Raw genomic sequence first — 24,673 nt, 5'->3', positions numbered from 1 at the left:
TCTTCATGATTACATCCCTGATGTTTGCCCGGATTTTATATCATCTATTCTACAGTCTTAATATCCACAGCCACCAGAACAACCCAGTAATTCATCTGCTCAGTCATCAGCTACGTTTTCAAAAAAAGACAGTGTTTCGGCGCTTTTTCGGCGGGACTGCACTACTGTTACCTGGCAATACACACCTTCCTATTACCTATAAATTTTTCTGTTCCGATCGAAATGCGTGGCCGTTGGTCATCATTCTGTACCCTGCTTCAGACGCGCAACAATCTCACCCCTCTTTTCAAACCACGCCGATAACGTTAAGCTATACGAAACATATACGTTTCATATAAGGCTTGCATGGGTATCGTAAAAATCTCCGATCTGATGCATGAGAATCTGCGCATCGCCAGTCAGGCGATGAGCCGCTCAATTAATGCACAGGCAGAACACTGGCTAAAACTCGGTATGCTGGCAGAACTCTATCCACAGCAGACCCAACATCAACTGGCGCAGATGCTAATCCGGCTTGAACTGGAAGGCAGCGCTGATATACGCAATATACTCCCTAAAGAGAGCCTCACCACACAAGGAGACGTGTCATGAACAGCGTTAAAATTCATACCGCAGCGGAAATCGAAATGGCACGGGCAGCCGGACAGGCTGCGGCTCAGGTGCTGGCGATGATTACACCTCACGTCCGTCCCGGCATCACCACGGAAGAACTGGATGATATCTGTCACGACTTCATCGTGAATGAGCTTAAAGTGACGCCAGCAAACATCGGTTATCACGGTTATACCCGTACCACCTGCACGTCGGTCAATCATGTGGTCTGCCACGGCATCCCGGCCAGCAAAAAACTCAAGGATGGCGATATCGTTAATATCGATGTAGCGATCATCAAAGATGGCTGGTATGGCGATACCAGCCGGATGTACTTTGTCGGCACACCGTCAGTCCGTGCCAATCGTCTGGTGGAGATCACCTATCAGTCGATGGTCGCCGGTATCAAAACCGTACGTCCTGGCGCGACGCTGGGCGATGTGGGTGCGGCTATCCAGCGTGTCGCTGAATCGGCTGGCTTCTCGGTGGTGCGTGAATATTGCGGTCACGGCGTCGGTGAAATTTACCACACCGATCCACAGGTGCTGCACTACGGCACGCCGGGCGAAGGGATGCCACTGAAAGCAGGCATGATTTTCACTATCGAACCGATGATTAATGCCGGTAAAGCCGGAACCAGCGTGCTGTCAGATGGCTGGACGGTGGTCACCAAAGATCGCTCGCTCTCGGCGCAATGGGAACATACCGTCGCCGTCACCGATGAGGGTTTTGATCTGCTCACGCCCTGGCCTGAAGGCACCGGCGACTACCCGGCGATTTAATCTCTCAGCCTGAGACCGGGTCTCAGGCTGCATTGTTAACTGCCCCTGACTTCACTCAGCGTTTCCAGCGTGCCGGAATGCCACACCTGCACATCGTTACGTCCGGCGCGCTTGACCTGATACAGCGCCTCATCGGCGCATCTCAGCCATTCATGAATTGTCGCCGCATCGCATGCCGGTGCAATCCCGATACTCACCGAGCACTGAAAGGTAGATGAAGCCGGTAGCCGCAGCAGGGCAATCCCCTGTCTGATCTGCTCTGCCAGCAACATGATGCTGGTTTCATCCGCATCCCGCACAATCACACACAGCTCATCGCCGCCAAAGCGGGCAGGTATATCTTTCAGGCCGACGCTGTCACGCAGTAGTGCCGAGATTTCTGCCAGCAGAAAGTCGCCGGCTTCATGCCCGAAGGTGTCGTTAACCTGTTTGAAGTGATCGACATCCAGCAGCATCAGCCAGGCTTTACCCTCACCTCGCTGTGTACGTAAAAACTCACTTTCAAGCCGCCGCTCAAACAGACGTCGGTTAGGTATTTTCAGACCAGGATCCATCAGCGCAATGCGTTCCAGCTCCTGATTCTTCTTTCGCAGACTCAGGGTCAGATTGTGTGAAACCACGCTGAGCGCCAGCAGATAGCCGCTGGCGAGCGGCAGAGTCAGCCAGACGGTGCGGGTAGAGAAGGTCAGTTGCAAAGGCGCCTTTTCGGCTAACCAGGCCAGTAAAAAGGTCAACAGAAAGGCCTGCAGAGCAGACTTCAGCTGACCCCAACCGCCCGCCGAGTAACGATCAGAGATCAGTACCGCCATAATAATAATTGAGGGAAGCGGACTCAGCGCCATGGTTGCCACCCAGAAGCCGCCGAAAGCGGCATCCAGCGTCAGATTCTTACGTTCAAAACCCGTGGGATCGCGCGATCGCAATGCCAGTCTGAAGGCGGCATAGGGCCAGACAAACGCATTAGTAAATAGCAGTGCGCAGAGTTCCAGGCTTTTTCCCATCTCCATCAATACTGACAGAATGGGCAGGAAACAGAGAAAGGTGCCGAGCTGGCGCATCATGAACATGCGGCGCACAAATCGCGTCGATCGGCGCTTCAGCTGAATATCGTCAGGAGTGTAGTAATTCATATGCAGACTGAAGCAGCAACAGGTTATGGCAGTTTATCGGCAATTAATGAATTAAGGTAAACTATTTACAGAATATTCTTATTGCGGGTCGCGAAGGGAATCTAATCAGGCTTTGACTTGTGTGCCTGGGACGATGGCAGTCAGGGAACAATGGCAGTAATGTGAAAAGATACCGCGCGCCATGAATACGCGCGGAAGCTTTTTATCGGCGGCCTTTAACCACTGAGGCAGACCAGTTGAAATCGCTGACTTCGCTGGCGGTCATTGAAGAAGGTTTTTTCTTACGCAGCGGTTTTTTCTTCTCCTTCTCAGCCTGCGCCCTCTCCTTCTCCAGTTTGCTGGTCATGATGATCTGACGAGCTTCACTATTGAATTCTTTCTCTTTTTTGCTATCAGGCTCTTTACCGGTTCGTTGACGGTACTTCTCGGCCAGGCCCTTATAGGTTTGCTCGACGGCCAGTCGTTCATCAGCGTTGAACTGATCAATGGAAATCATCTTTTTATCGTTCATAGCGGCGTGTCCTGTGGCGAGTTATTCCGGCAAGTGTACCGCATTTGCGGTCCGTTAACGCAGGGAATGGCATTAATCCGGTGAGCTGCTGATTCCGTCAGCACACACAGCCCGGTAATTTCTCTGAAACATGCGTTTAGCCCTGTAAAAAATAGGGTTATCTCTTAATATAAAACTAATGTTCATCAGGTTTACTGGCAGTGACCACGTACTGCCGAGGAGCTGAAGGAATGATAAAAGAGACCGATCGCCTGTCACAGGCATTATTACGGCGGCATGGGATTGGCGTTAAACAGAAACGTATACACTTCCGTGGCAGGGATCTGCTGTTTCAGCTGCACAACGCCCGCTATGAGGTGTTCAACGGCGATCGCTGTATTGCAACCGTCGATACCAACAATATCAATGAAGCCATTAAGCAGTTTAAAGCGCTGGACCATCCAGGGGAGAAATAGCCATGCCAGACTATCGTCTGTTTCAGAAAGAGCAAACAGTCAGAGCCGTGAACACTGAGCGGCAGGATCAGCAGGACGCGTTAATGGCTGATGGCTATAAGATGGTGTGGGACGTGGTGCATGCCGATAACGCCGATGCCGCGCTGCTGCGCTATCAGCAATTGCGTCACGAAGAGGATAATGCTGAGCAGAGTTTCGCAACCGATTCAGTTTCAGGTAGCCTGATGAACCTGATATCCCGCTGAGTCAGTGCGGGGCTGAAGGTATAAAGCCAAAGTTACTGTTAATTCATGCTGTGCTGATTAGAATAAAGGAAATTTCCCGAATACAGGTTTCTGATGAAAATCACCATTCACAAAGAAGATGAGCTGTTTATGCACAACTTCTTTGCTGCGCCATGCCACACCGTTGAAACAGACTCACCACAGGCACAACAGATTCAGCAATCGCTTCAGCTGGCCATCCAGCAAAAAGGTGCAGAGGCTGATGGCGACTGGAAACGTAGTCTGACTTTTCTGATTCTGTTTCTCTTTTTATATGCTGCGCTGGGTGCCTCGCTGACGCTTGATCTCAGCACCACTGGCACGCCTCATAAGAGTATTGAATATGCGCTGGAAGCGATTCCGGTACTCATCGCCTTCTCCGGCTTCTTCATCTCTATTCTCTATCTGTTCCTGACCCGCGCCAGCGCGCGTAAACAGCGTAACTGGGAAAGGACTATCCTGGTGCTGGAGAAATACTCCATCGGAAATCTGTTTAAAGCGACGCATACCCAGGGCGGTGGTACCAGCAACTACTCCGTGCCCAACCTTTCTATTTCGCTCGCGCTGTTTATCTGCCTGACCTGGCTGGTGATTTATAACTATCTGACGTTTACCACCAGCGGGGTGTTTGGCAGTGTCATCTCCCTGTTTATCAGCACCATGGTTTATGTGATTCTGGATATTCAGCTGCTTAAGCCTTTTACCCATGCTGTGGAGAAAGAAGAAGCGGAAAAGAGTGACGCGGATAAAGAGCAGGATTAACTGCGCCTGGTAAGCGGCAAAAGAGATACCCGGTCAATGAGCCGGGTATTTTTTTGTTTAATCAGAACGATCTTGCTGCAAGACCCCTGTTGCACGGAGTTCAATGAGAACGGTCGATACTAAAGTATATAAGTATGTTGTAACTATAGGCAGGGCTTAATCCTTTGGGTTCAGCCCGGGTAAAAGTCAGACGGCCCGCTTTCACAGCGGGCCGTATTCATCACCAGTGGGTTTTCTGCATATCAATGACAAAACGATATTTCACATCGCTGGTCAGCATACGTTCAAAGGCAGTTTCGACCTCTTCACCGGTGATCATCTCAACATCAGCCGTGATGTTGTGCTGACCACAGAAGTCGAGCATCTGCTGCGTCTCCTGGATGCTGCCAATTGAGGTGCCAGTGATGCTCAGGCGACGAAACACCATCGGTGTCACATTCGGTGATGGATGAGGTTGATCGGGTATGCCCACCAGCACCAGCTGACCATTGGTTTTCAGCGCACCGAGATAAGGATCAAGGTCGTGTGGTGCAGCGACACAGTCCAGAATGATATCCAGTGACGCCTGGCAGTCAGCCATTTGTGCGGCGTCTCGTGAGATCACCACGTTCTTAGCGCCGAGCCGGCGTGCATCTTCCCCTTTCGCCGGAGAAGTCGTAAACAGGGTGACTTCTGCGCCCAGTGCACTGGCCAGTTTAACCGCCATATGGCCCAATCCCCCAAGCCCGACCACACCCACACGATCGCCTGCTTTGACTTTAAAATGCTGCAACGGTGACCAGACGGTCACGCCAGCGCACAGCAGCGGTGCCACCGCATTCAGCGCCAGATTGTCGGGCACCGTGACCACAAAATGCTGGTCGGCGATGACATGCTGCGCATAGCCACCAAATGTCGTATTGCCGGTGTATTTATCCGTACCGTTGTAGGTCGGCGTGAAACCCGCCTCACAATATTGCTCTTCCTGCTGCTGACAGAAATGGCATTCACCGCACGAGTCGACCATCACGCCCACGCCAACCGTATCCCCGGCGGCAAATTTAGTGACGTTGCCGCCCACTGCCACTACGCGTCCGACAATTTCGTGACCGGGAACCAGCGGATAGCGGCTAACTCCCCATTCATTACGGGCCATATGCAGATCGGAGTGACAAACACCGCAGTAAAGAATTTCGATTTTCACATCGTCAGCCTGCAGCTCGCGTAACTCTACCTGGCCTGCCCGCAGCGGCTGATCTGCCTGGGACGCTATCAGTGCGTTAATTTTCATCTGTTGCCTCTTTTCACCTGGTGGTCGTAAAGAAAGCGGCCCACTATAGACACACGGAACCCCATTTGGTAGTAGTTACCTTTTGGTTACCATACTATCTGGGAAGTCACTATGCCGGTCTGGGTTGAAGGAAAACTTTGCTTTTATGCGGATTCACCGCCACGCCGCCTGCTGGAACTCTTTTCGGTGAAGTGGAGCACGATGGTGCTGCATGCGCTCTATCACTGGCCGGAAAATCGGGCACGCACGGGTGAACTGGAGCGTAGCCTGCAGGGTATTTCGAAGAAGATGCTGATTCAGACGCTGCGTGAGCTGGAGCAGCGCGGACTGGTGTCGCGTCAGGTGTGGCAGGTGGTGCCACCAAAAGTGGAATACAGCCTCACGCCGTTGGGGCATACCTTTGCCCAGCCGATTGAGCAGATGTATCAGTGGGGACTGGAGAATCAGGCTGCGCTGGATGAAATGGAACATCACGCGCGCAGCCATCAGGAGAGTGGCGGATAGAAGGCCGCCAGTTCTCACGCAGTGCAGGCTTAATCGAACGGGAATTCGCGCGCCAGCACGCGGGAAATGACATTCAGCGCGCCTTCATCATTGTTGCTCTGAGTCTGATAGCGCGCCACGGCAGCGACCGAATCAGCGGCATTGGCCATTGAGAAACTGAAGCAGGCCTGACGCAGCATCTCAATATCATTGGCGCTGTCACCAATCGCCAGCACTTCGCAATCGCTGATGCCCCACTTTTCCTGCAGCAGCGCAATGCCGTGTGCCTTATGGCAGCCGGGAATAATGAGATCAATAAAGCCAAAACCGCTGGATACCGGATGCATGATGTTTTCCAGCTCGCCCAGACGGGAATGCAGTCTTTGCAGCAGTGCATCCACCCCTTCGTGCTCCAGCTTCAGCGAGAATTTGAAAATGGTGTCGTCGATGGCATAGAGGTCATCGCGTTTTTCCAGCCGGTGATAGTGGTTTGCAAGCATCGCCATCACCTCGTCAGAGGTGGATGAATGCATATAGGCGCCGTTGCGTCCACAGACCACGACCGCGATGTCAGGTTCATGCGCCAGGATATCGAGGATCTTATGCACTTTCTCCTGAGCTAACTCTCCGCAGAAGATCTCTTCATTACAGTCAGAAACCCATGCGCCATTTTCCGCCACGAAAGCGATCTCATCTTTGATGTCGGGAAAATAGCGCTGCAGCTGGTAATACTGATTACCACTGGCCACCACAAAACGGATGCCCTTCTGCTTCAGCAGCGCATACTGACGTGAAAACCGCTGAACGTTGTACTGCTTATTGTCGTCCAGAAAGGTGCCGTCCATATCCACCGCAATCATCTTAACCGCCATCTCGCCTGCCCCTATACGTTCGCCGTTCTGTCCTTTCGGCTGATTGATTTGATTCATAAAGCTTACTCGCTGTGTGGATTAATGAGAATGCAAATAGTGACTTTGCTAACGGCTTTCAGAGCGTTCCGGTTCCGGAGTTGTGTTATCACGCACGTTTTTTTTCGTTAAAAGGATGTTAACCTCAGCCGAATATTACGAATGAAGGTTATTTTAATTACATTCGTAACTCAACCCCCAGATATTCAGGAGCACGAGATGCGTGAAGATTCCCGATCAACCCCTTTACCTGACGACGTCAAAACCGCTATTCGCGAGATGAAACAGCAGTTACGTCAACAGATTGGTGATGTCGATGCCCTTTTCCGTCAGGTTTGCGACAACATCACTGCTGCGATTGCTGAAGCAAAAGCAGATGAAAAGCGCACGGGCAGTGCCTGGCCGGTAGTGCCCATGCAGGACATTGCAGCGGGAAAGGTTTCGGATGAAACCCGGGCGCTGATTAAACGTCGCGGCTGTGTGGTAATTAAGCAGCACTTCGCGCGTGAGCAGGCGCTGGCATGGGATAAGTCGATGCTCGACTATCTGGATCACAACCGGTTTGACGAACACTATCGCGGCCCTGGCGATGACTTTTTTGGATCGCTGGCCGCCTCCCGCCCCGAAATCTATCCGATTTACTGGTCACAGGCGCAAATGCAGGCGCGGCAGAGCGCGGCAATGGCTGACGCGCAATCTTTTCTGAACCGGTTATGGAAGTCTGAATCACAGGGAAAGCAGTGGTTTGACCCGGATGTCAGCGTTATCTATCCCGATCGCATCCGTCGCCGCTTGCCGGGCACCACCTCGAAGGGATTAGGCGCCCATACCGATTCCGGCGCGCTGGAACGCTGGTTACTCCCCGCGTATCAGCAGGTTTTCAGTAAGCTGTTTCACGGTGATTTTGCCGCTTACGACCCCTGGGATGCAGCTCACCGCACCGAAGTGGATGAGTATGATCTGCCGGGTACCACCAAATGTTCCGTGTTCCGGACCTTTCAGGGCTGGACCGCACTCTCCGATATGATCCCCGGTCAGGGCCTGCTGCACGTGGTGCCGGTGCCGCAGGCGATGGCCTATGTTCTGCTGCGCCCGCTGCTTTCAGACGTACCTGAAGATGAACTGTGCGGCGTCGCGCCGGGCCGGGTGTTGCCCGTTAATGAACAGTGGCATCCGCACCTGATTGCAGGACTCTGTTCGATACCGGCCTTAGAGGCGGGCGATTCGGTATGGTGGCACTGTGATGTGATCCACGCCGTTGCACCGGTTGAAGATCAGCAGGGCTGGGGCAATGTGATGTATATCCCCGCTGCACCTATGTGTGACAAAAACCGCGCCTATGCCCGGCGGGTTGCACAGTCCCTGGAGCAGGGACGTTCACCGGGAGATTTTCCGCCAGAAGATTATGAAACAGAGTGGGGCCAGCGTTTTACGCTGCAGGATCTCAATCTTAACGGACGCCGGTCGCTGGATTTGTCCTGATCCCAATCCCGCGTTGTACACCAGCGCGGGATATCCCTGTTACACTGGAGCTTCTTTTTTTCTGCGAAACACAATTATGAACCCGCGACATCATCAGATTATTCAACTGGTTAATAGCCGGGGCAGCGTAACGGTCAGCGAACTGGCGCAGCTTACCGGGGTTTCTGAAGTGACGGTGCGTCAGGATCTCACACTGCTGGAACGCGACCGGTTGCTGCGGCGGGTTCACGGTTCCGCGCTGGCGCTGGACAGCGATAACGTCGGCACCCGCATGAATACCCGCTATCTCACTAAGCAGGCGCTGGCACGACATGCGGCCAGCCTGGTTCAGGCGGGTGAATCGGTCTTCATCGAAGGCGGCAGCACCAATGCGCTGCTGGCGCGTGCGCTGGCTGACCGCGCCGATCTTACGCTGATTACCGTCAGTCACTATATTGCCCAGCTTCTTCGGGAAGCCACCTGTGAGGTGATTGTGCTCGGTGGCCTGCTGCAGAAAAGCAGTGAGTCAGTAGTCGGCCCGCTGACGCGGTATTCCATCCAGCAGGTTCATTTTCACCGGGCATTTGTTGGCGTGGATGGCTGGCATCCGGAGACCGGTTTTACCGGCCGCAACATGCTGCGCTGTGATGTGGTGGATGCCGTGCTGGCGAAAGGCGCTGAGAGCTATGCCCTGACCGACGCCTCCAAGTTTGGTCAGATTCACCCTTATCCGCTTTCATCCGGTTATCAGGTCGGGCACGTGATTACCGATGAGACGCTGGATGCGGCGGCGGCAGCGCAGCTCAGGGAAAAGGCGATAGAGGTGATACAGATCGCCGCAGGTTAAGCAGAACGGCCGGGGCCTTTAGTAACGGAGTCCCGCATCATCAGGCTGGCCGTGAAGGGTGCCTGAGTATGCCAGTCTCCGCCATCCAGCATGGTCAGCAGGCGGTTAATCGTCTCATCGATCATCTCGGTGACCGGCAGTTTCATGCTGGATAACGACGGCGTGATGAAGGGCGCCAGCGGAATATCATCGAAGCCAATCACCGAAACCTGCCCGGGTACCGCGATGTTGCATTCAGTCAGACGTTTGATGGCACCAATCGCCATCTCATCATTACTCGCCACCAGCGCGCTGAATGTCACCCTGCGTTCCAGCAGCTGGTCCACGGCCGCCATACCGCTCTGCGCCGTCCATTTACCGGTCACGATTCGCCGGGAATCGGCTTCAATGCCCTGTGCGGCCAGCGCAGCGTGATAGCCGGAAAGTCGCTCGACGCCGGTCGGCGAATCGAGTGAACCGGTGATAAACGCGATCTCGCGATGCCCCTGATTCAGCAGATGGCTCACCGCCGTGGCGCTGCTGGCGTGCTGATCGCTGTAAATGCAGTAGCTATGGTTGACGCGCAGCCGCCGGTTGATCACCAGTATCGGCTGTTTGTGCCGGGAGATAATCGCATCCAGCGCGTCAATGCTCAGGAAGCGCGGATAGATAATGATGCCGTCACAGCGCAGATCGAGCAGAAACTGAATCGCCGCCTCTTCCTGCTCAGCGGTGTGTTTGCCGTCCGCCAGAATCAGCTGGCGGCCCTGCTGCTCCAGTATGCGCGCGGAGTGTGCCATTAGTTCAGTGAAGTAGCTGCCGCTGTAGAGCGTATTGGTGATCACCAGTCCAATGGTCTGAGACGTTTTTGTCGCCAGGTTGCGCGCCAGCAGATTGGGCCGGTATCCGGTTTCGGCAATCGCCTTCAGTACTTTTTCACGCTTTTCCTGCCCGACATAGCCATTGCCCGAGAGCACACGTGACACTGTCGCTTTAGAGACGCCCGCCCTGTTTGCCACTTCCTGAATCGTTGCCATGGTGATGCTCCTTTGCTGCGTCGTCCTGCAGTCTACCTAAGCCTCTCAATGTTGGAAATATTTACCCCGTCTTAGTATGAGGTTACCTGGCAGCATCAGGTGATGGAGTTCACAAAAAAGAGATCTGGATGATTTTGGCGCTTGTCGGCGCTGTGAAAGCACTTCATGATTTTGTGAAACCGGTTTCCTATTTACCTGCCCGCAGGCGAAAAAACATAAAAACTTTAACCGATTTACCCTACAGAGAAGAGCGATCATGCCCAGAAATTATGCCGAGGTGTCACGCGCCATCGTCGATGCGCTAGGCGGCCTCACCAATATCGAAGCCGTAACCCACTGCATGACCCGCCTGCGGTTTGTGTTGAAAGATGAAAACCAGGTCGACTATCCCCGGCTCAAGGCGATCAATGGCGTTATGGGCGTGGTGCACAACGACACTCAATGCCAGGTGATCATTGGTAACAACGTGTCACAGGCTTATCAGGCGGTGCTGGAGCTGGGATCGCCCGCAGCGACATCAACTGCACCCGTGAAACGTAAAATCACGCTGCGAGGCATCGGTGCAGGTATTCTTGATGCGCTGGTGGGCACCATGTCGCCGCTGATTCCGGCCATTATTGGCGGGTCAATGGTTAAGCTGCTGGCGATGATCCTGGATATGGCGGGCGTGTTTGAGAAAGGCTCATCAACGCTGGTCATCCTCAACGTGATTGGCGATGGCGCATTCTTCTTCCTGCCGATCATGGTGGCCGCCTCTGCGGCGCTGAAATTCAAAACGAACATGTCGCTGGCGATCGCCATTGCCGGTGTACTGGTTCATCCCAACTTTGTTGAACTGATGGCGAAAGCGGCACAGGGTCAGGCGGTGGAATTTGCTTACATCCCGGTGACCGCGGTGAAATATACCTATACGGTGATCCCGGCGCTGGTGATGACCTGGATCCTGTCGCACATCGAGCGCGGCGTGGATCGTATTACCCCTGCCGTCACTAAAAACTTCCTGAAACCGATGCTGATTGTGCTGATTGCGGCACCCATCGCGATTGTGCTGATTGGTCCGATTGGTATCTGGATCGGCAGCGGCATCTCCGCGCTGGTCTACACCGTGCATGGCTATCTTGGCTGGCTTTCCGTCGCGATTATGGGCGCAATCTGGCCGCTGCTGGTGATGACCGGGATGCATCGGGTGTTCACCCCCACCATCATCCAGACCATTGCCGAAACCGGCAAAGAGGGCATGGTGATGCCGTCAGAGATTGGTGCCAACCTCTCGCTGGGGGGATCGTCGCTGGCGGTGGCGTTCCGGACCAAAAACCGTGAACTGCGCCAGACCGCGCTGGCAGCGGCGGCATCAGCGATTATTGCCGGCATTTCAGAACCGGCGCTCTATGGCGTTGCGGTCCGCTTAAAACGACCGCTGATCGCCTGTCTGATCAGTGGTTTTATCTGCGGCGCGGTCGCGGGCATTGGCGGGCTGGCCAGCCACTCCATGGCCTCTCCCGGCCTGTTTACCAGCGTACAGTTCTTCGATCCCACCAATCCCATGAGTATTGTCTGGGTCGGTGCGGTCATGGTGTTGTCTGTGGTGCTGTCATTTGTGCTGACGCTGCTGTTAGGTTTTGAAGATATTCCTGAAACCGAACCCGAAACCAAAACCGCACCCGAAAGCGCAACGCAACCTGCGCCCGTTACCGAACGCGCTAACGCGATTAATAGCCACTAAAGGAAAGGGTCACGCTGACCCGGAAAAGAGGATTGCATGTCTGATTCAAGGTTTCCGCAAGGATTTTTATGGGGCGGCGCACTGGCCGCCAACCAGAGTGAAGGCGGCTTTCGTGAAGGCGGAAAGGGCTTAACCACCGTCGACATGATTCCACATGGCCCGCACCGTATGCCGGTCAAACTCGGTCTGGAAAAGCGTTTTACCCTGCGTGACGATGAATTTTATCCCAGCCATGAAGCCATCGATTTTTATCACCGCTATCCGGAAGACATTGCGCTGATGGCGGAGATGGGGTTCAGCGTGTTCCGCACGTCGATTGCGTGGAGCCGTCTCTATCCCAATGGCGATGAACTGACGCCCAATCCGCAAGGCATCGCCTTTTACCGCGCGGTCTTTGAGGAGTGCCGGAAATATAATATCGAACCGCTGGTCACGCTCTGTCACTTTGATGTGCCGATGCATCTGGTGACTGAATATGGCTCGTGGCGCAATCGCAAAATGGTCGACTTTTTTGCCCGCTATGCCCGCAGCTGCTTTGAGGCGTTTGATGGCCTGGTGAAATACTGGCTGACCTTCAATGAGATTAATATCCTGCTGCACAGCCCGTTTTCCGGCGCCGGTCTGGTGTTCGAACCCGGTGAGAACAAGGATCAGGTAAAGTATCAGGCGGCCCATCATGAACTGGTCGCCAGCGCGCTGGTAACGCGCATCGCGCATGAAGTAAATCCGATGAACCAGGTCGGCTGCATGCTGGCAGGCGGCAACTTCTATCCCTGGTCGAGCAAGCCGGAAGATGTCTGGGCTGCGCTGGAAAAGGATCGCGAAAACCTGTTCTTTATTGATGTGCAGGCGCGTGGGGCCTATCCGGCCTACGCCGCGCGCGTGTTCCGTGAAAAAGGTGTGACGCTTGAGATCGCTGACGGCGATGCCGACATTCTGAAAAACAGCGTCGATTTTGTCTCGTTCAGCTATTACGCCTCACGTTGCGCCTCGGCAGAGATGAATGAGCAGAACAGCAGCGCCGCCAATGTGGTGAAATCCCTGACCAATCCGCATGTACCGCGCAGTGAGTGGGGCTGGGGTATCGATCCGCTCGGCTTACGCATCACGATGAATATGATGTATGACCGCTATCAGAAGCCGCTGTTTCTGGTGGAGAATGGCCTGGGCGCGCGCGATGAGATCGAATCAAATGGCGAGATCAACGATGATTACCGCATCAGCTATCTGCGCGAACATATCCGCGCCATGGGCGACGCGATCGAGGATGGCGTGCCAGTGATGGGTTACACCAGCTGGGGCTGTATCGATCTGGTTGCCGCCTCAACGGGTGAAATGAGCAAGCGCTACGGATTTGTCTATGTTGACCGCGACGACCTGGGTAACGGCACGCTGGCGCGCACGCGGAAGAAATCCTTCTGGTGGTACAAAAAAGTCATTGCCAGTAATGGTGCGGATCTTGAGTGACAACGTCACTTAAAATCTATCGTCATGCTGTTACTGGCGCGACAGCAACGCCGGAACAGAACGCTTATTACTGCCGTTGTACTCCGGCAGTAATTATCGTATAACCAATGTCTCCGAGGGGTGTCCTGTAATGGGCTGAGATGGCGTAAGCCGAACCCTTTGAACCTGATCTGGGTCATGCCAGCGAAGGGACGGGTCGGCAGATTTTCTGCGTCATCTCCTGCAACATTCCCTGTTCCAGACCGTATGCCCGGATCTCCCTGTTACTGGAGATCCTATGTCACATCCGCTTTTCGACACCGGCTTTTATGGTCGTCTGCGCCAGCAGGCGGGCAGTCAATGGCACGCCTATATCGGGCACGATTTTGTGCGGCAACTCGGTCAGGGCACCCTGCCACCCGCCGCCTTCCGCCACTATCTCACCCAGGATTATCTGTTTCTGTTGCACTTCGCCCGTGCCTGGGGCCTGCTGATCAGCAAACTTTCCGAGCCTGCAGCCTTACGCAGCGCAACGGCATCGCTTAACGCTATCGTCAGCGAACTGCCACTTCACCAGGCTTACTGCCAGCAATGGGGCATCAGCGAGGCGGCTATGGCGAGTGAACCCGAAGCCGTGGAAACGCTCAACTACACCCGCTACGTGCTGGACGTGGGTCACACCGGGGATGCGCTGGAGCTGCTGACCGCGCTGATGCCGTGCGTTGCCGGTTACGCTGAAATTGGCCTGACACTACTGCATGATCCCGCAACCCGCTTTGAGGGGAATCCTTACGCGGCATGGATAGAAAATTACGGCGACGAAGCCTATCTGGCTGGCGTTCGCTCCTCACTTTCACTGTTTGAAACCCTGGCCCGGCAGCGTGCCGGTGAACACCGGTTTCACCCGCTGGAGGCGATCTTCACCACTGCAACCCGGCTGGAAGCCGCTTTCTGGCAGATGGGTCTCAACCATGCTGCCGCCCAGCGGATCAGCTCATGAACCTGCCGTGCAGTCCGGTGCCGCCAGGCATTTCAATTCGCCAGCTCAGCCTGAATTATGGCCAGCAGCCACTCTTCAGCCAGCTTGATCTGGAGATCGCGGGCGGTGCTTTTACCGCTTTACTGGGTGCCAGCGGCGTCGGAAAAAGCAGCCTGATGCGGGTTATTGCTGGTCTGACGCCACCCACCGCCGGGCAGGTCAGCGGCAGCGACGGCCTGCCACTGACCGGACGCATCGCCTGGATGGGGCAACAGGATCTGCTCTATCCATGGCTGACGGTTGAACAAAATGTCTGCCTCGCCAGTCGCCTGAAAGGTGAAAGCGCCGATCGCGACTGGGCGCAGCATCTGCTGATGCGGGTAGGTCTTAGCCATTCTGCAAACGCGCGACCCGCGACACTTTCCGGCGGGATGCGTCAGCGCGCCGCGCTGGCCCGCACCCTCTACACCCGTCAGCCCGTTGTGCTGATGGATGAGCCCTTCTCCGCACTGGATGCACTCACCCGCGCTCAGATCCAGACGCTGGCCGCAGAAGTGCTGGTCGGACACACCGTGCTGCTGATTACCCATGACGCCGCTGAAGCCAGTCGGCTCAGTCACCACATGCTGGTGATCGGTTCTGCGGGAATTGAAACCTGCCCGCCCCTGGCGGGCCAGCCACCGCGGGCTGCAGACGACATACAGGTAATGCAGAGTCAGGCCGCATTGCTGAAGCAGCTGAGCAGGATAGCGGGATGAGATTACACAAAGGTTTTGCCGGTCTTCACCGTGGAGTGATGCTGTTTGCCGGACTAATTGCGCTGTGGTGGCTCGCCACGCTGACTTCGGTTCCGGCCTTTCTGCTGCCCTCACCCGCTGCGGTCGTCATCGCACTGTGGCAAAACGCAGGTTATCTCGGCCATCACACTTTGATTACCCTGACCGAGATCGTCAGCGGCATGGCCCTCGGCGTGCTGCTTGGGAGCGTGCTGGCGCTGGGTATGACCTTTTCACCGTGGCTGCAGCGCTGGATGATGCCGCTGGTGATCACCAGCCAGGCGATTCCGGTTTTTGCCCTGGCGCCGCTGCTGGTGCTCTGGTTTGGTTTCGGCATGGGCGCAAAGGTCGCGATGGCCGTCCTCGTAATCTTCTTCCCGGTGACCTCCGCCTTTTTTGATGGCCTGCGTAGCGTCACGCCCGGCTATCTCGATCTGGCCCGCACGCTGGGCGCATCACCTGCAGCGCAACTGCGCCATGTCCGGCTGTTAGCCGCGCTGCCCGCCCTGGGCTCAGGATTGCGGATGGCGGCAGCCGTCGCGCCAATAGGCGCAATCATCGGTGAATGGGTCGGCTCGGCCGAAGGGCTGGGCTACGTGATGCTGAATGCCAACGCCCGGATGCAGAGCGACCTCTGTTTCGCCGCCTTGTTTATTCTGGTGCTGATGACGCTGGCCCTGTGGCTGACCCTCGACATCCTGCTACGCCGCCTGATTACCTGGGCACCCGAGACACATTAATGACCATACCAATGAGAAAACCCATGACAAAAATGCCTCTGTTTACCCTGCTGTTCAGCGCCACCTTAGCCACACAGGCTCAGGCGATGGAGAAACTGACACTGGTGCTCGACTGGTATATCAATCCCGATCACGCACCCATTATGGTGGCCCAGCAGACCGGCGCGTTTGCGGCAGAAGGGCTGGAGGTTAACATTGTGCCGCCTTCCGATCCGGCGCTGCCGCCGCGTCTGGTGGCAGCAAAGCAGGCGGACTTAGCGATTACCTATCAGCCGCAGCTGCATTTCTTCGCCGATCAGGGATTGCCCTTGATGCGTGTGGGGACGTTGATTAACAGTCCGCTGAATACGCTGATGACGTTAGACGAAACGGTAAAAAAACCAGCCGATTTAAAAGGGAAACGTATCGGCTATTCCGTCAGTGGCATTGAACAGGCGACGCTGGCGACCATGCTGAACCATGATGGCGTTAAAGCCGATCAGGTTAAGCTGGTTAACGTCAATTTCCAGCTCACCAGCGCCCTGATGACCGGGCAGGTGGATGCGGTTATCGGCGGCTATCGCAATATCGAAGCGCTGGAGATGAAACAGCACGGTAAAAAACCGGTAGTCTTCAACGTCGAGGATTATGGTGTTCCGGCCTATGACGAACTGATCATCGTCGCCAACCGTGATGAGGCACACTCGGAGAAAATCAAAAAGTTTTTGCGGGCACTGAAGAAGGGTAATGCGCTGTTGCAGGCGCACCCGGAGGAGAGCTGGCAGGCCTTTGCCCGCGCGCATCCGGAGCTGAACACGCCGCTGAATCATCAGGCATGGCGTGCTGCCCTGCCGCTATTCGCTGCCGATCCGGCAAAACTGGATCGCGCACGCTATCAGGCTTACGAGCAATTTCTGTTTGATAACAAGCTGATTAAAAGCATCACGCCGGTTGAGCGCTACGCCACCGGCAGTGAGTAATAAGAGAGCCCGCAACGATCGCTGCGGGCCATTTTCCTGGCATCACTTCTGATAAAGCCAGTGTTCAATATCGCTGGCTGGCAGCGGTTTTGAAAAGAAGTAGCCCTGGATTTGATCGCAACCGTAAGTTTTCAGCAACGTCAGGGTGGCTTCCGTCTCAACGCCCTCGGCCAGCACGGTGTAATTGAGCTCTTTCAGCATCTGAATAATGCATCTGACGATGATTTTTGATGCATCATCTTCACTCATACGCGAGATCAGGGATCGGTCGATCTTGATCACATCCAGCGGGATATCCTGCAGATAGCTGATGTTGCTGTAGCCGGTGCCGAAATCATCCAGCGAGATCACAAAGCCGTGTGATTTCAGCGCTTCCAGCCCGCTGATCGCCACATTGGTTTTGGTGATCAGTTCATTCTCCAGGCACTCAATGCCCAGAATAGAATTGGGTAACTGAGCCGCCGCTAATTTTGCCACCAGCCGATCGGCAAAATCGGGCTTTGCGAAGTCGCGTTCGCTGACGTTGATCGAAACCGGAATCAGATCGTATTCGCGATCCCAGCGCGCAAGCTGCTCAATGGTGTGATCGATAACCCAGTTGGTCAGATCGGAAATCAGGTTAGTTTTACCTGCTAACGGAATGAATTCTGAAGGGAAAAGCTCGCCCCGTTCAGGATGATTCCAGCGGATAAGCGCCTCCAGCCCGACCGTTTTACCGCTTTTGAGACACACTTTCGGTTGCCAGGCCAGGTAAAGCTCTTCGTCTTTATTCAGCGCCTGAGCCAGATCGTTCATGATCATAAAGTCATCGGTGCGCCGCGAGTCGTAACTCTCTTCAAAACACATTGCACTGATGTTCTCATCAACCGCTTCATGCAGCGCGCTCACGGCCTGTCGCACCGTTTCATTGGCATCCATCTGGCCCGGTACAAACTCTGTTTCACCGGTAAAGACATCCAGGTCGAGCGTGATATTTTCCGCCAGATCGGCCTTCATGCCCTTAAACAGGTCGATCATGTTATGTGCGGTATAACGACCCGAGTAGGGCTGAACAATGGCAAAACGGCCTGGAGCGAAAGTATAGAGCGTTTCATTCTCCGGAAGATTGAGCCGGTGAGCGACATCCTGCGCCATCTGCTTTAGCAGTTTCTCCATCGGCGCAATGCCCACCGCACGGGAAAGCTCATAGGCGCGAATGATGTCGAGGCAGTCGATAAGAATCAGGCGGAAGCGGCTCTGTGGTGCGACAAGGGTCAGTTGCTGAATATCACGAATCAGGCGTGGACGATTCGGCAGGTGCGTAATGACGTCGGCAAAACCCGCGTTGTTCCAGGCATCCAGAAATGAGGTGACCAGCGTAGCCAGTGAGCGCAGCGTAGCGAGTTTCTCATCCGTAAAGGGATGTGGCTGGGTATCGGTGACGCAGAGCGTGCCCAGCACCGCACCGTCGAGGTTCTGCAGCGAGACACCGGCGTAGAAACGAATATGCGGATCGCCTTTCACAAACGGGTGCGTGACAAAGCGCTCATCCAGTAGGGTGTCATACACCACCAGATGTCCCTCACCATCAATGACGTGGCGGCAAAGAGATTCATCACGGGTCGATTGCTTAAGATCGAAGTTGCGGGACGCTTTAATATATTGGTTATGATCGTCAATAATTGAAATGAAGCTGCCAGAAATACCCAGCACCTGGCTGGCGAGATTAACGAATCTTTCCAGCACCTTATCCCGGGCTTCATCCGGGGACAAAAGTGCCTTGATCGCACTCAGACGTTTTACGTCGCTGCCATTTTGCTCGTTATGCACTGAAACCTCTCCTATGCAGGCGCAAAAATCGAAAATAATTTAGCTCAGGAATGCTCAATTAGCGCCCAATTATCAGATAAATAGCGGCTCAATCTGACAGTACTTTCACAGTGAAACAGTGTCGCATGATATCTGATCGCTGTCGAAATCATTTAACGCTCTTCTTTCATGCGCGCAACCTGCGGCGACTCCGTCCTGAAGCCCAGACCGATCAGGCGTCCCAGTACAAAACGCAGAAACGGCAGGCGCTGGATAATCGCGGGAACCTTGCTGCTTCCCGTAGGTTTTCTTTTTGCTTTGCTGCGGCTCATTTTGATCTGCAAAAACTGTGTGGCGACGGTAGGGAACTGACGGCGCTTCTGCACTTTTTCCAGATCGCGCAGCTGCAGTTCTCCCCGCTTCAGGGGATCGGTCAAAAGATTCGCCGTCGCTACCGCATCCTGAATCGCCAGATTTACGCCAACCCCACCAATCGGCGACATAGCATGCGCCGCATCACCAATGCAGAGAACCCCGGGCTTCGCCCACTTGTCCAGGCGGTCGATACGTATCGACAACAGTTTGAACGCCTCCCAGCTCTCGATTTCCGCCATGCGCGCAGGCCCGAACGGCGACAGTGCGGCAACTTCCGCTTTAAATGCGTCGAGTCCGGCGGCCTGTTTCGCTTCAAACTCCCCTTTCGGAATAGTCAGTCCGCACTGCCAGTAGTCGCCGCGGTCGATAACAATAAAGTTCTGGCGTGGCCCTTTATGCCCCATACCCAGATCGCGATCCTGCGGCTGTTTACTTAAGCGGAACCAGATGACATCGCGTGCTGCGCCGAACTCCTGTCCGGTCAGTCCTGCCGCTTCGCGTACGCGTGAATGGCGGCCATCTGCACCGACCACCAGTTTACAGCGGATGTGCAGTTGCTGATTCCCGCGGGAAGCTATCACACCACTGACCTTGCCATTTTCAACGTTCAGCGACTCAAAAGAGGTCGACTGCAGCAGGCTGAAGCCCGAATACCGGGCGCTCTGTTCAGCCATATAGTTCAGGAAATCCCACTGCGGCATAAAGGCGATAAAACGGCACTGAACCGGCAGGCGTGAGAAATCGGCCATCGTAATACTCTGTCCGCCGATTTCCGCCTCCAGCTTTTCAGCACGCTGATGCGGCAGCGTCAGGAAAGATTCCAGCAGACCGAGCTGATGCATAATTTCCAGCGTCGAGGGATGGATGGTGTCACCGCGAAAATCGTGGAGAAAATCGGCGTGCTTTTCGATCACCACCACGCGCAGGCCTGCGCGGGCGAACAGATAACCCAGCATTAATCCGGCCGGGCCACCGCCGACGATACAACAGTCAGCGGTGAGAATTTCAGTGGAATGTGGCTGCATGTCAGCTCCCTGTCACGCCAGTATTGCTATGATTATTGCGTCGACCGTGGCGACGTTGCCGCAGTCGGTCGGGGATATTGTGCTCAGGCTAATCACTCAATGCGATTAATATCAACTGAAAACTGCCGAAGACCCGATCCTGTCCTCAGCAGTCAGGAGACCATCATGAACGTGATCCGCAACACGCTGTTTATTCTGCCGCTGTTAAGCCCGCTGATTGTGGCAGCCGCACCCTACGACACGCTGAAGTTTGCGCTGCGTCAGCAGCAGATAACTGACGATCTGCGCCAGAAGTGCCAGCTATCGCCAGCCATCTCCGATGAAAAACTGCGTCAGACGTTTCTTAACGATAAGCAGAACCAGAAGCAGAATCAGGTCACGCTGACCGCGGCGGCTCAGGCGCTGAAAAACCAGGATGATCCAGCCTACCGCGAACGCATGGCGCAAGTGGTTTGTCCACCACAGACGAATTAACCCTTTACCCCGATGAAATTGATCCTGACGTTTGTTTTCACCTTATCACTCAGTAAACTGGGGCGCTGGTCTGGTTGAACAAGAATGTCTCTCAATGAATGAAGAATCACCGCAGCCGGTTTATGTTCCCCGCTCCATCGCGGCGCGCAGCCGGATGTTTCGCGCCCTGCTCTATCGTGATAAAACACCGCTGGCGATGCTGTTCTGTGCCGCGCTGGTCGGTACGCTGGTTGGCCTGGCGGGCGTGGCGTTTGCCCGGGCCGTTGAAACAATACAGCAGTGGCGTGCTGACACGCTTATACCATCGCAGTTTCAGGGCTGGATGCTCTACGCCGCCGCCTTTGCCATCTCGGCTCTGCTGGCGATGGTGGGCTATTTTCTCGTCAGGCGCTTTGCTCCCGAAGCGGGTGGCTCCGGTATCCCTGAAATTGAAGGGGCGCTGGAAGAGCTGAGGCCTGTGCGCTGGTGGCGGGTGATTCCGGTGAAGTTCTTTGGCGGCATGGGCACGCTGGGTGCCGGTATGGTGCTGGGCCGGGAAGGCCCGACAGTGCAGCTGGGCGGGAACATTGGCCGCATGGTCATTGATATTCTGGGGATGCGCAGCAATGAGGCACGCCATACGCTGCTGGCAACCGGCGCGGCGGCTGGTCTGGCGGCAGCGTTTAATGCGCCGCTGGCGGGCATCCTGTTTATCATCGAGGAGATGCGTCCGCAATTCCGCTATAACCTGATTTCAATTAAAGCCGTGTTTACCGGTGTGATTATGGCCAGCATTGTGTTCCGCTGTTTCAACGGCGAACAGGCGGTGATCTCCGTCGGCAAGCTGGCTGATGCGCCCGTGCAGACGCTGTGGCTCTATCTGGTGCTCGGGATGATTATCGGTATGGTCGGCGTCCTGTTTAACCGCCTGATATTTATCACGCAGGACCTTTTTGCCCGCTTTTATGCAGGTAAAACGGCGCGCGTGGTGCTGGCCGGTGCATTACTGGGCGGCAGTTGCGGTATTCTGGCTCTGCTGTTTGCTCCTGGCGCAGGCGGCGGTTCAGAACTGATTCCACAGGCGGTCCATGGCGTCTTTCCGTTCGCCCTGCTGCTGGTCATCTTCCTGGTCAGGCTGGTGACCACCCTGCTCTGTTTTGGCTCAGGTGCGCCAGGCGGTATTTTTGCGCCGATGCTGGCGCTGGGTACGCTGCTCGGCACAGCCTTTGGGGTGGCCATGTCGGACCTCTTCCCGTTTTATCATCTGGAAGCGGGCACTTTTGCTATCGCGGGGATGGGAGCACTGTTTGCGGCGTCGGTAAGGGCACCGCTGACCGGTATCGTGCTGGTGCTGGAGATGACCGATAACTATCAGCTGATATTGCCGATGATTATTACCTGTCTGGGCGCTACGCTGCTGGCGCAGTTTCTGGGAGGGAAACCACTCTACTCCTCAATACTGGCCCGCACGCTGGCGCGTCAGGCAGAAGCTACCCGCCCGTAGGGGCGGGTGACCGGCTTAATTACTTACCATCAAAATAGTCAGCAGGCATCTGTCCAGGTGCCTGATTAATCACTTCATCGTTATCTGGACCTTCATTCTTCATATAGGTCACTTTCGCAAACTCTGGAATGATCACATACGGATAGGCCGGCCCTTCATCGCGGAAGCGGTGCATATCTTCAATGAAATCATTCTGATAACAGATAGTTTTTTCCGGATGCTGACCTTCACCGGCAATCCACTGCGGGAAGAAAATTGTGCCGTGAACCAGGGTGCGATTCAGATCAAAAAGCAGGCTGACGCAGGTGCCGGTGGGTTCATGCCAGTCTACTTTGTAGATGCCCGGGGCGAACTGAATCGCGTGCATTTTCTGGTTGGTCACCCAGCGGCCACCTACCAGTCCCTGATGAATGCGGTAGTCGCAGGTGGTTTCGTTGCGAGCGTACCACTCATATTTCCAGCCATTATCATAGGTATAGACAAAATGCGTACCGACGAACTGAGAAAGATCGCTGGAGATATTCTCTGGAGATTCTGCAGACATTTTAACCTCTGTTTGAATAGCGCACTTAACAGGCGCAGATGAATTTCAAAAGAAAGCTATAGCGCAATAACTCGGTGAATATTGACTATGACGCAGATTGATTTTTTTGCCATCTGAAACAGAAAAGGTTTGCGATGGGTAAATTAAAAATCCATTAAAAAACCCTTCCCGGCCCCTGAAGGCTATAGACTCCAGAAAAGAGATATTTTCATATAAATTACTAATTAAATCTTATAGATGAATAGTTTTGATGTGAGATATCCATCAGTCATCTATCACCATGCTGAGTAAGTCTTTCTTCAGTATATTTTGGATATAGAGCTTATTTTTCAATAATTTAAAAATTTATAACGGATGTATTTTCCTTTTTTGGGTTGATTATGTTTTCATCATTACTTTGCCAGATAAGACCCTGTCAGGACAATTTGAACATGGGGACGTTGATGTGGCGTTGCTGACGCCAGAGACCACGCCGCCGACATTGCATACGCAGCAACTGTTCAATGAAGAATATGTTTGTCTGCTGAGTGAAAATCATCCTCTGGCGGGCAGTGCGACGCTGTCGCTGGGTGAGTTCTGTGCGCAGGATCATGCGCTGGTTTCGTGGCCCGTCGGAAAATTTCATGGGGTCACCGACCAGGCTTTGGCTGCGATTGGCCAGGCCCGCCGTGCAACGCTCTCAGTTTGCAGTTTTCTGGTGCTCCCGGAAATTTTGCGCGTCACTGATTTGGTAAGCGTGGTACCGAAACGACTTGCGGTCGACACTACGGGTCTGGTCATGTTGCCAGCACCGCTGATCATCCCCGGCTTCAGTAAAATCATGGCCTGGCATAACCGAACCCATCATCACAAAGGGCATGAGTGGCTGCGTGAACGACTGGCGTCCGTGGCTAAAACGGTGGTGTATTAACAGAGATAGCGGACTGCGGCTCACTGTTTTGCGATTTTGTTTAAGCAACAGACAGGATAACGGGGCGTTATATCGCATTCTGTCCGACGTCGAAAAGGCAAAATCGCGCTTTACTATGTCGATAGCGGGGTAAAAGTGATGCTGGGGAGATCAGGAAAGAGAGTGTTGAACTGAGGAAACAATAGCAGGAGAATAAATCGCGCGTGAATCACTTTAAATATTATCGATAAAAGCTGCTTTGATAATGTTAATTACTCATATTTACGTTCTGAAAAGAACTGACAGACAACGTAAAATGATAAAAGCCCTGACTGAAATAGCCAGGGCTTTTAAGGTACTACAGATTTTACGTTTACCATTAACTAACTTAATTGATAGGTACTACTTCGGTACTGCTATTTATGAACAGATCCTGCGGATAATAATGATCACGATACTGAAATGTCACTATTATTAGCGGTTTCAACCACCTGATAGTCTTTCAGGAGACAAAGACAGGTCAGGCCCGTATAAATCTGCACACCCCCATCGCGATATATACTCTTTGATGCGTTGCCTTACTTTCATTACGACGTTTAAACCGCAATCGTATCCTGTCGTAACGTAACGTTCAGAACTACGAGGCCTTACATCATCGCGACGCGATACTACATACTTCTTAAAGACTTACTTCGACTCCATTTAACAGGGTTATCTTAACTAACGAACAGTTTTAAAGAACAATGTTTAACAGAACCACCGACAAGTTCAACTCAAACACTTGTCGGCACCTTTAACACATAACACCTTTGGTTTTCAGTCTATCAGGGCAACTGCACGCCGCTGATGAATTCTACTTTACGGATATAAAAAACGATGTCAACACTGGTTTTAAAAACATGTTTATATTTGCAGTGAATTTTTCAGGCAATCATTTAGATCTGAAACGCCCGTAAATTTATTATCAATGTTAAGAAAAATTGAGCCCTAATC

The 24,673-nt window shown here is 53.9% G+C and carries 25 protein-coding genes and 1 riboswitch; of the genes, 17 read left to right on the top strand and 8 right to left on the bottom strand.

Annotated features, from left to right (window positions below; genetic code table 11):
- Positions 1 to 345: 345 nt before the first annotated feature.
- Together ACX8ZY_RS20005 and map are read left to right on the top strand one after the other, a co-directional pair.
- Positions 346 to 591: a ParD-like family protein gene (locus ACX8ZY_RS20005; protein ID WP_158132364.1), complete on the top strand. Its 246-nt coding sequence runs from the start codon at positions 346 to 348 to the stop codon at positions 589 to 591.
- Positions 588 to 1,373, top strand: a complete 786-nt coding sequence (gene map, locus ACX8ZY_RS20000) for a type I methionyl aminopeptidase (protein ID WP_158149841.1) — start codon at positions 588 to 590, stop codon at positions 1,371 to 1,373. The genes ACX8ZY_RS20005 and map overlap by 4 nt, the downstream gene beginning before the upstream one ends.
- 35 nt (positions 1,374 to 1,408) lie before the next feature.
- Here map and ACX8ZY_RS19995 read toward each other — a convergent pair whose 3' ends face one another.
- Together ACX8ZY_RS19995 and ACX8ZY_RS19990 are read right to left on the bottom strand one after the other, a co-directional pair.
- Complete coding sequence (locus ACX8ZY_RS19995) at positions 1,409 to 2,503, bottom strand: sensor domain-containing diguanylate cyclase (RefSeq protein ID WP_158132366.1); 1,095 nt, start codon at positions 2,501 to 2,503, stop codon at positions 1,409 to 1,411.
- Between the two features lie 202 nt (positions 2,504 to 2,705).
- Positions 2,706 to 3,014, bottom strand: a complete 309-nt coding sequence (locus ACX8ZY_RS19990) for a hypothetical protein (RefSeq protein WP_010247001.1) — start codon at positions 3,012 to 3,014, stop codon at positions 2,706 to 2,708.
- Between the two features lie 230 nt (positions 3,015 to 3,244).
- Between ACX8ZY_RS19990 and ACX8ZY_RS19985 the strand changes: the two genes are divergently transcribed.
- The 3 genes from ACX8ZY_RS19985 (at position 3,245) to ACX8ZY_RS19975 (ending at position 4,494) form a co-directional block, all read left to right on the top strand.
- Positions 3,245 to 3,469: a hypothetical protein gene (locus ACX8ZY_RS19985; RefSeq protein ID WP_010246998.1), complete on the top strand. Its 225-nt coding sequence runs from the start codon at positions 3,245 to 3,247 to the stop codon at positions 3,467 to 3,469.
- A gap of 2 nt (positions 3,470 to 3,471) precedes the next feature.
- A complete protein-coding gene (locus tag ACX8ZY_RS19980) occupies positions 3,472 to 3,714 on the top strand; it encodes a hypothetical protein (RefSeq protein WP_022624412.1) in 243 nt (80 codons plus the stop codon).
- Positions 3,715 to 3,807: 93 nt separating this feature from the next.
- Entirely contained in the window at positions 3,808 to 4,494 is a 687-nt protein-coding gene (locus tag ACX8ZY_RS19975) for a RipA family octameric membrane protein (RefSeq protein ID WP_045140059.1), read from the top strand.
- 220 nt (positions 4,495 to 4,714) lie between these two features.
- On the opposite strand, the gene ACX8ZY_RS19970 is transcribed toward ACX8ZY_RS19975, so the two are convergent.
- Positions 4,715 to 5,764, bottom strand: a complete 1,050-nt coding sequence (locus ACX8ZY_RS19970) for an NAD(P)-dependent alcohol dehydrogenase (protein ID WP_158132367.1) — start codon at positions 5,762 to 5,764, stop codon at positions 4,715 to 4,717.
- Between the two features lie 111 nt (positions 5,765 to 5,875).
- Between ACX8ZY_RS19970 and ACX8ZY_RS19965 the strand changes: the two genes are divergently transcribed.
- The gene (locus tag ACX8ZY_RS19965; protein ID WP_010246990.1) at positions 5,876 to 6,268 is read left to right on the top strand and encodes a winged helix-turn-helix transcriptional regulator; all 393 of its coding nucleotides are present in this window, start codon (positions 5,876 to 5,878) and stop codon (positions 6,266 to 6,268) included.
- A gap of 29 nt (positions 6,269 to 6,297) precedes the next feature.
- On the opposite strand, the gene ACX8ZY_RS19960 is transcribed toward ACX8ZY_RS19965, so the two are convergent.
- The gene (locus ACX8ZY_RS19960; RefSeq protein WP_139016403.1) at positions 6,298 to 7,119 is read right to left on the bottom strand and encodes a Cof-type HAD-IIB family hydrolase; all 822 of its coding nucleotides are present in this window, start codon (positions 7,117 to 7,119) and stop codon (positions 6,298 to 6,300) included.
- Positions 7,120 to 7,374: 255 nt separating this feature from the next.
- Here ACX8ZY_RS19960 and ACX8ZY_RS19955 point away from each other — a divergent pair, with 255 nt between their 5' ends.
- Complete coding sequence (locus ACX8ZY_RS19955) at positions 7,375 to 8,637, top strand: DUF1479 domain-containing protein (protein WP_158132368.1); 1,263 nt, start codon at positions 7,375 to 7,377, stop codon at positions 8,635 to 8,637.
- Between the two features lie 76 nt (positions 8,638 to 8,713).
- Positions 8,714 to 9,463: a DeoR family transcriptional regulator gene (locus tag ACX8ZY_RS19950; RefSeq protein WP_425021048.1), complete on the top strand. Its 750-nt coding sequence runs from the start codon at positions 8,714 to 8,716 to the stop codon at positions 9,461 to 9,463.
- On the opposite strand, the gene ACX8ZY_RS19945 is transcribed toward ACX8ZY_RS19950, so the two are convergent.
- Positions 9,460 to 10,479 (bottom strand): LacI family DNA-binding transcriptional regulator, encoded by a 1,020-nt coding sequence (locus ACX8ZY_RS19945; protein WP_022624417.1) that lies wholly within the window; start codon positions 10,477 to 10,479, stop codon positions 9,460 to 9,462. The genes ACX8ZY_RS19950 and ACX8ZY_RS19945 overlap by 4 nt on opposite strands.
- Positions 10,480 to 10,735: 256 nt before the next feature.
- Between ACX8ZY_RS19945 and ascF the strand changes: the two genes are divergently transcribed.
- The 6 genes from ascF to ACX8ZY_RS19915 all read left to right on the top strand — a co-directional run bounded on the left by ascF (position 10,736) and on the right by ACX8ZY_RS19915 (position 17,102).
- Positions 10,736 to 12,202: a PTS cellobiose/arbutin/salicin transporter subunit IIBC gene (gene ascF / locus ACX8ZY_RS19940; protein WP_010246981.1), complete on the top strand. Its 1,467-nt coding sequence runs from the start codon at positions 10,736 to 10,738 to the stop codon at positions 12,200 to 12,202.
- A gap of 36 nt (positions 12,203 to 12,238) precedes the next feature.
- Complete coding sequence (locus ACX8ZY_RS19935; protein WP_039389761.1) at positions 12,239 to 13,669, top strand: 6-phospho-beta-glucosidase; 1,431 nt, start codon at positions 12,239 to 12,241, stop codon at positions 13,667 to 13,669.
- A gap of 106 nt (positions 13,670 to 13,775) precedes the next feature.
- Positions 13,776 to 13,878: riboswitch (TPP riboswitch) on the top strand.
- Between the two features lie 68 nt (positions 13,879 to 13,946).
- The gene (locus ACX8ZY_RS19930) at positions 13,947 to 14,648 is read left to right on the top strand and encodes a TenA family protein (RefSeq protein WP_346546066.1); all 702 of its coding nucleotides are present in this window, start codon (positions 13,947 to 13,949) and stop codon (positions 14,646 to 14,648) included.
- Positions 14,645 to 15,385, top strand: a complete 741-nt coding sequence (locus ACX8ZY_RS19925) for an ABC transporter ATP-binding protein (protein ID WP_425021049.1) — start codon at positions 14,645 to 14,647, stop codon at positions 15,383 to 15,385. The genes ACX8ZY_RS19930 and ACX8ZY_RS19925 overlap by 4 nt, the downstream gene beginning before the upstream one ends.
- Entirely contained in the window at positions 15,382 to 16,143 is a 762-nt protein-coding gene (locus ACX8ZY_RS19920) for an ABC transporter permease (protein ID WP_425021050.1), read from the top strand. Before ACX8ZY_RS19925 ends, ACX8ZY_RS19920 begins: the two co-directional genes overlap by 4 nt.
- 23 nt (positions 16,144 to 16,166) lie before the next feature.
- On the top strand, positions 16,167 to 17,102 hold the full coding sequence (locus tag ACX8ZY_RS19915; protein WP_158132373.1) for an ABC transporter substrate-binding protein: 936 nt from the start codon (positions 16,167 to 16,169) through the stop codon (positions 17,100 to 17,102).
- Positions 17,103 to 17,144: 42 nt separating this feature from the next.
- Here ACX8ZY_RS19915 and ACX8ZY_RS19910 read toward each other — a convergent pair whose 3' ends face one another.
- Together ACX8ZY_RS19910 and ACX8ZY_RS19905 are read right to left on the bottom strand one after the other, a co-directional pair.
- A complete protein-coding gene (locus ACX8ZY_RS19910) occupies positions 17,145 to 18,911 on the bottom strand; it encodes a sensor domain-containing phosphodiesterase (protein ID WP_159226847.1) in 1,767 nt (588 codons plus the stop codon).
- A 152-nt stretch (positions 18,912 to 19,063) separates the two neighbouring features.
- Positions 19,064 to 20,290: an FAD-dependent oxidoreductase gene (locus tag ACX8ZY_RS19905; protein WP_425021051.1), complete on the bottom strand. Its 1,227-nt coding sequence runs from the start codon at positions 20,288 to 20,290 to the stop codon at positions 19,064 to 19,066.
- Between the two features lie 165 nt (positions 20,291 to 20,455).
- On the opposite strand from ACX8ZY_RS19905, the gene ACX8ZY_RS19900 reads away from it, so the two are divergent.
- On the top strand, positions 20,456 to 20,764 hold the full coding sequence (locus ACX8ZY_RS19900) for a YicS family protein (RefSeq protein WP_060679302.1): 309 nt from the start codon (positions 20,456 to 20,458) through the stop codon (positions 20,762 to 20,764).
- 154 nt (positions 20,765 to 20,918) lie between these two features.
- Positions 20,919 to 22,247: a H(+)/Cl(-) exchange transporter ClcA gene (gene clcA / locus ACX8ZY_RS19895; protein ID WP_233273097.1), complete on the top strand. Its 1,329-nt coding sequence runs from the start codon at positions 20,919 to 20,921 to the stop codon at positions 22,245 to 22,247.
- 19 nt (positions 22,248 to 22,266) lie between these two features.
- Here clcA and ACX8ZY_RS19890 read toward each other — a convergent pair whose 3' ends face one another.
- Positions 22,267 to 22,791, bottom strand: a complete 525-nt coding sequence (locus ACX8ZY_RS19890; RefSeq protein WP_010246964.1) for a phenolic acid decarboxylase — start codon at positions 22,789 to 22,791, stop codon at positions 22,267 to 22,269.
- Positions 22,792 to 23,188: 397 nt separating this feature from the next.
- Here ACX8ZY_RS19890 and ACX8ZY_RS19885 point away from each other — a divergent pair, with 397 nt between their 5' ends.
- On the top strand, positions 23,189 to 23,701 hold the full coding sequence (locus tag ACX8ZY_RS19885) for a LysR substrate-binding domain-containing protein (RefSeq protein ID WP_233273093.1): 513 nt from the start codon (positions 23,189 to 23,191) through the stop codon (positions 23,699 to 23,701).
- The last annotated feature ends 972 nt before the right edge of the window (positions 23,702 to 24,673 follow it).

The sequence above is a fragment of the Pantoea sp. XAF26B01_ASV70 genome (assembly GCF_054512635.1).
Note: the sequence above shows the minus strand (reverse complement) of the source record. Positions and strands in the feature narration are given on the sequence as shown.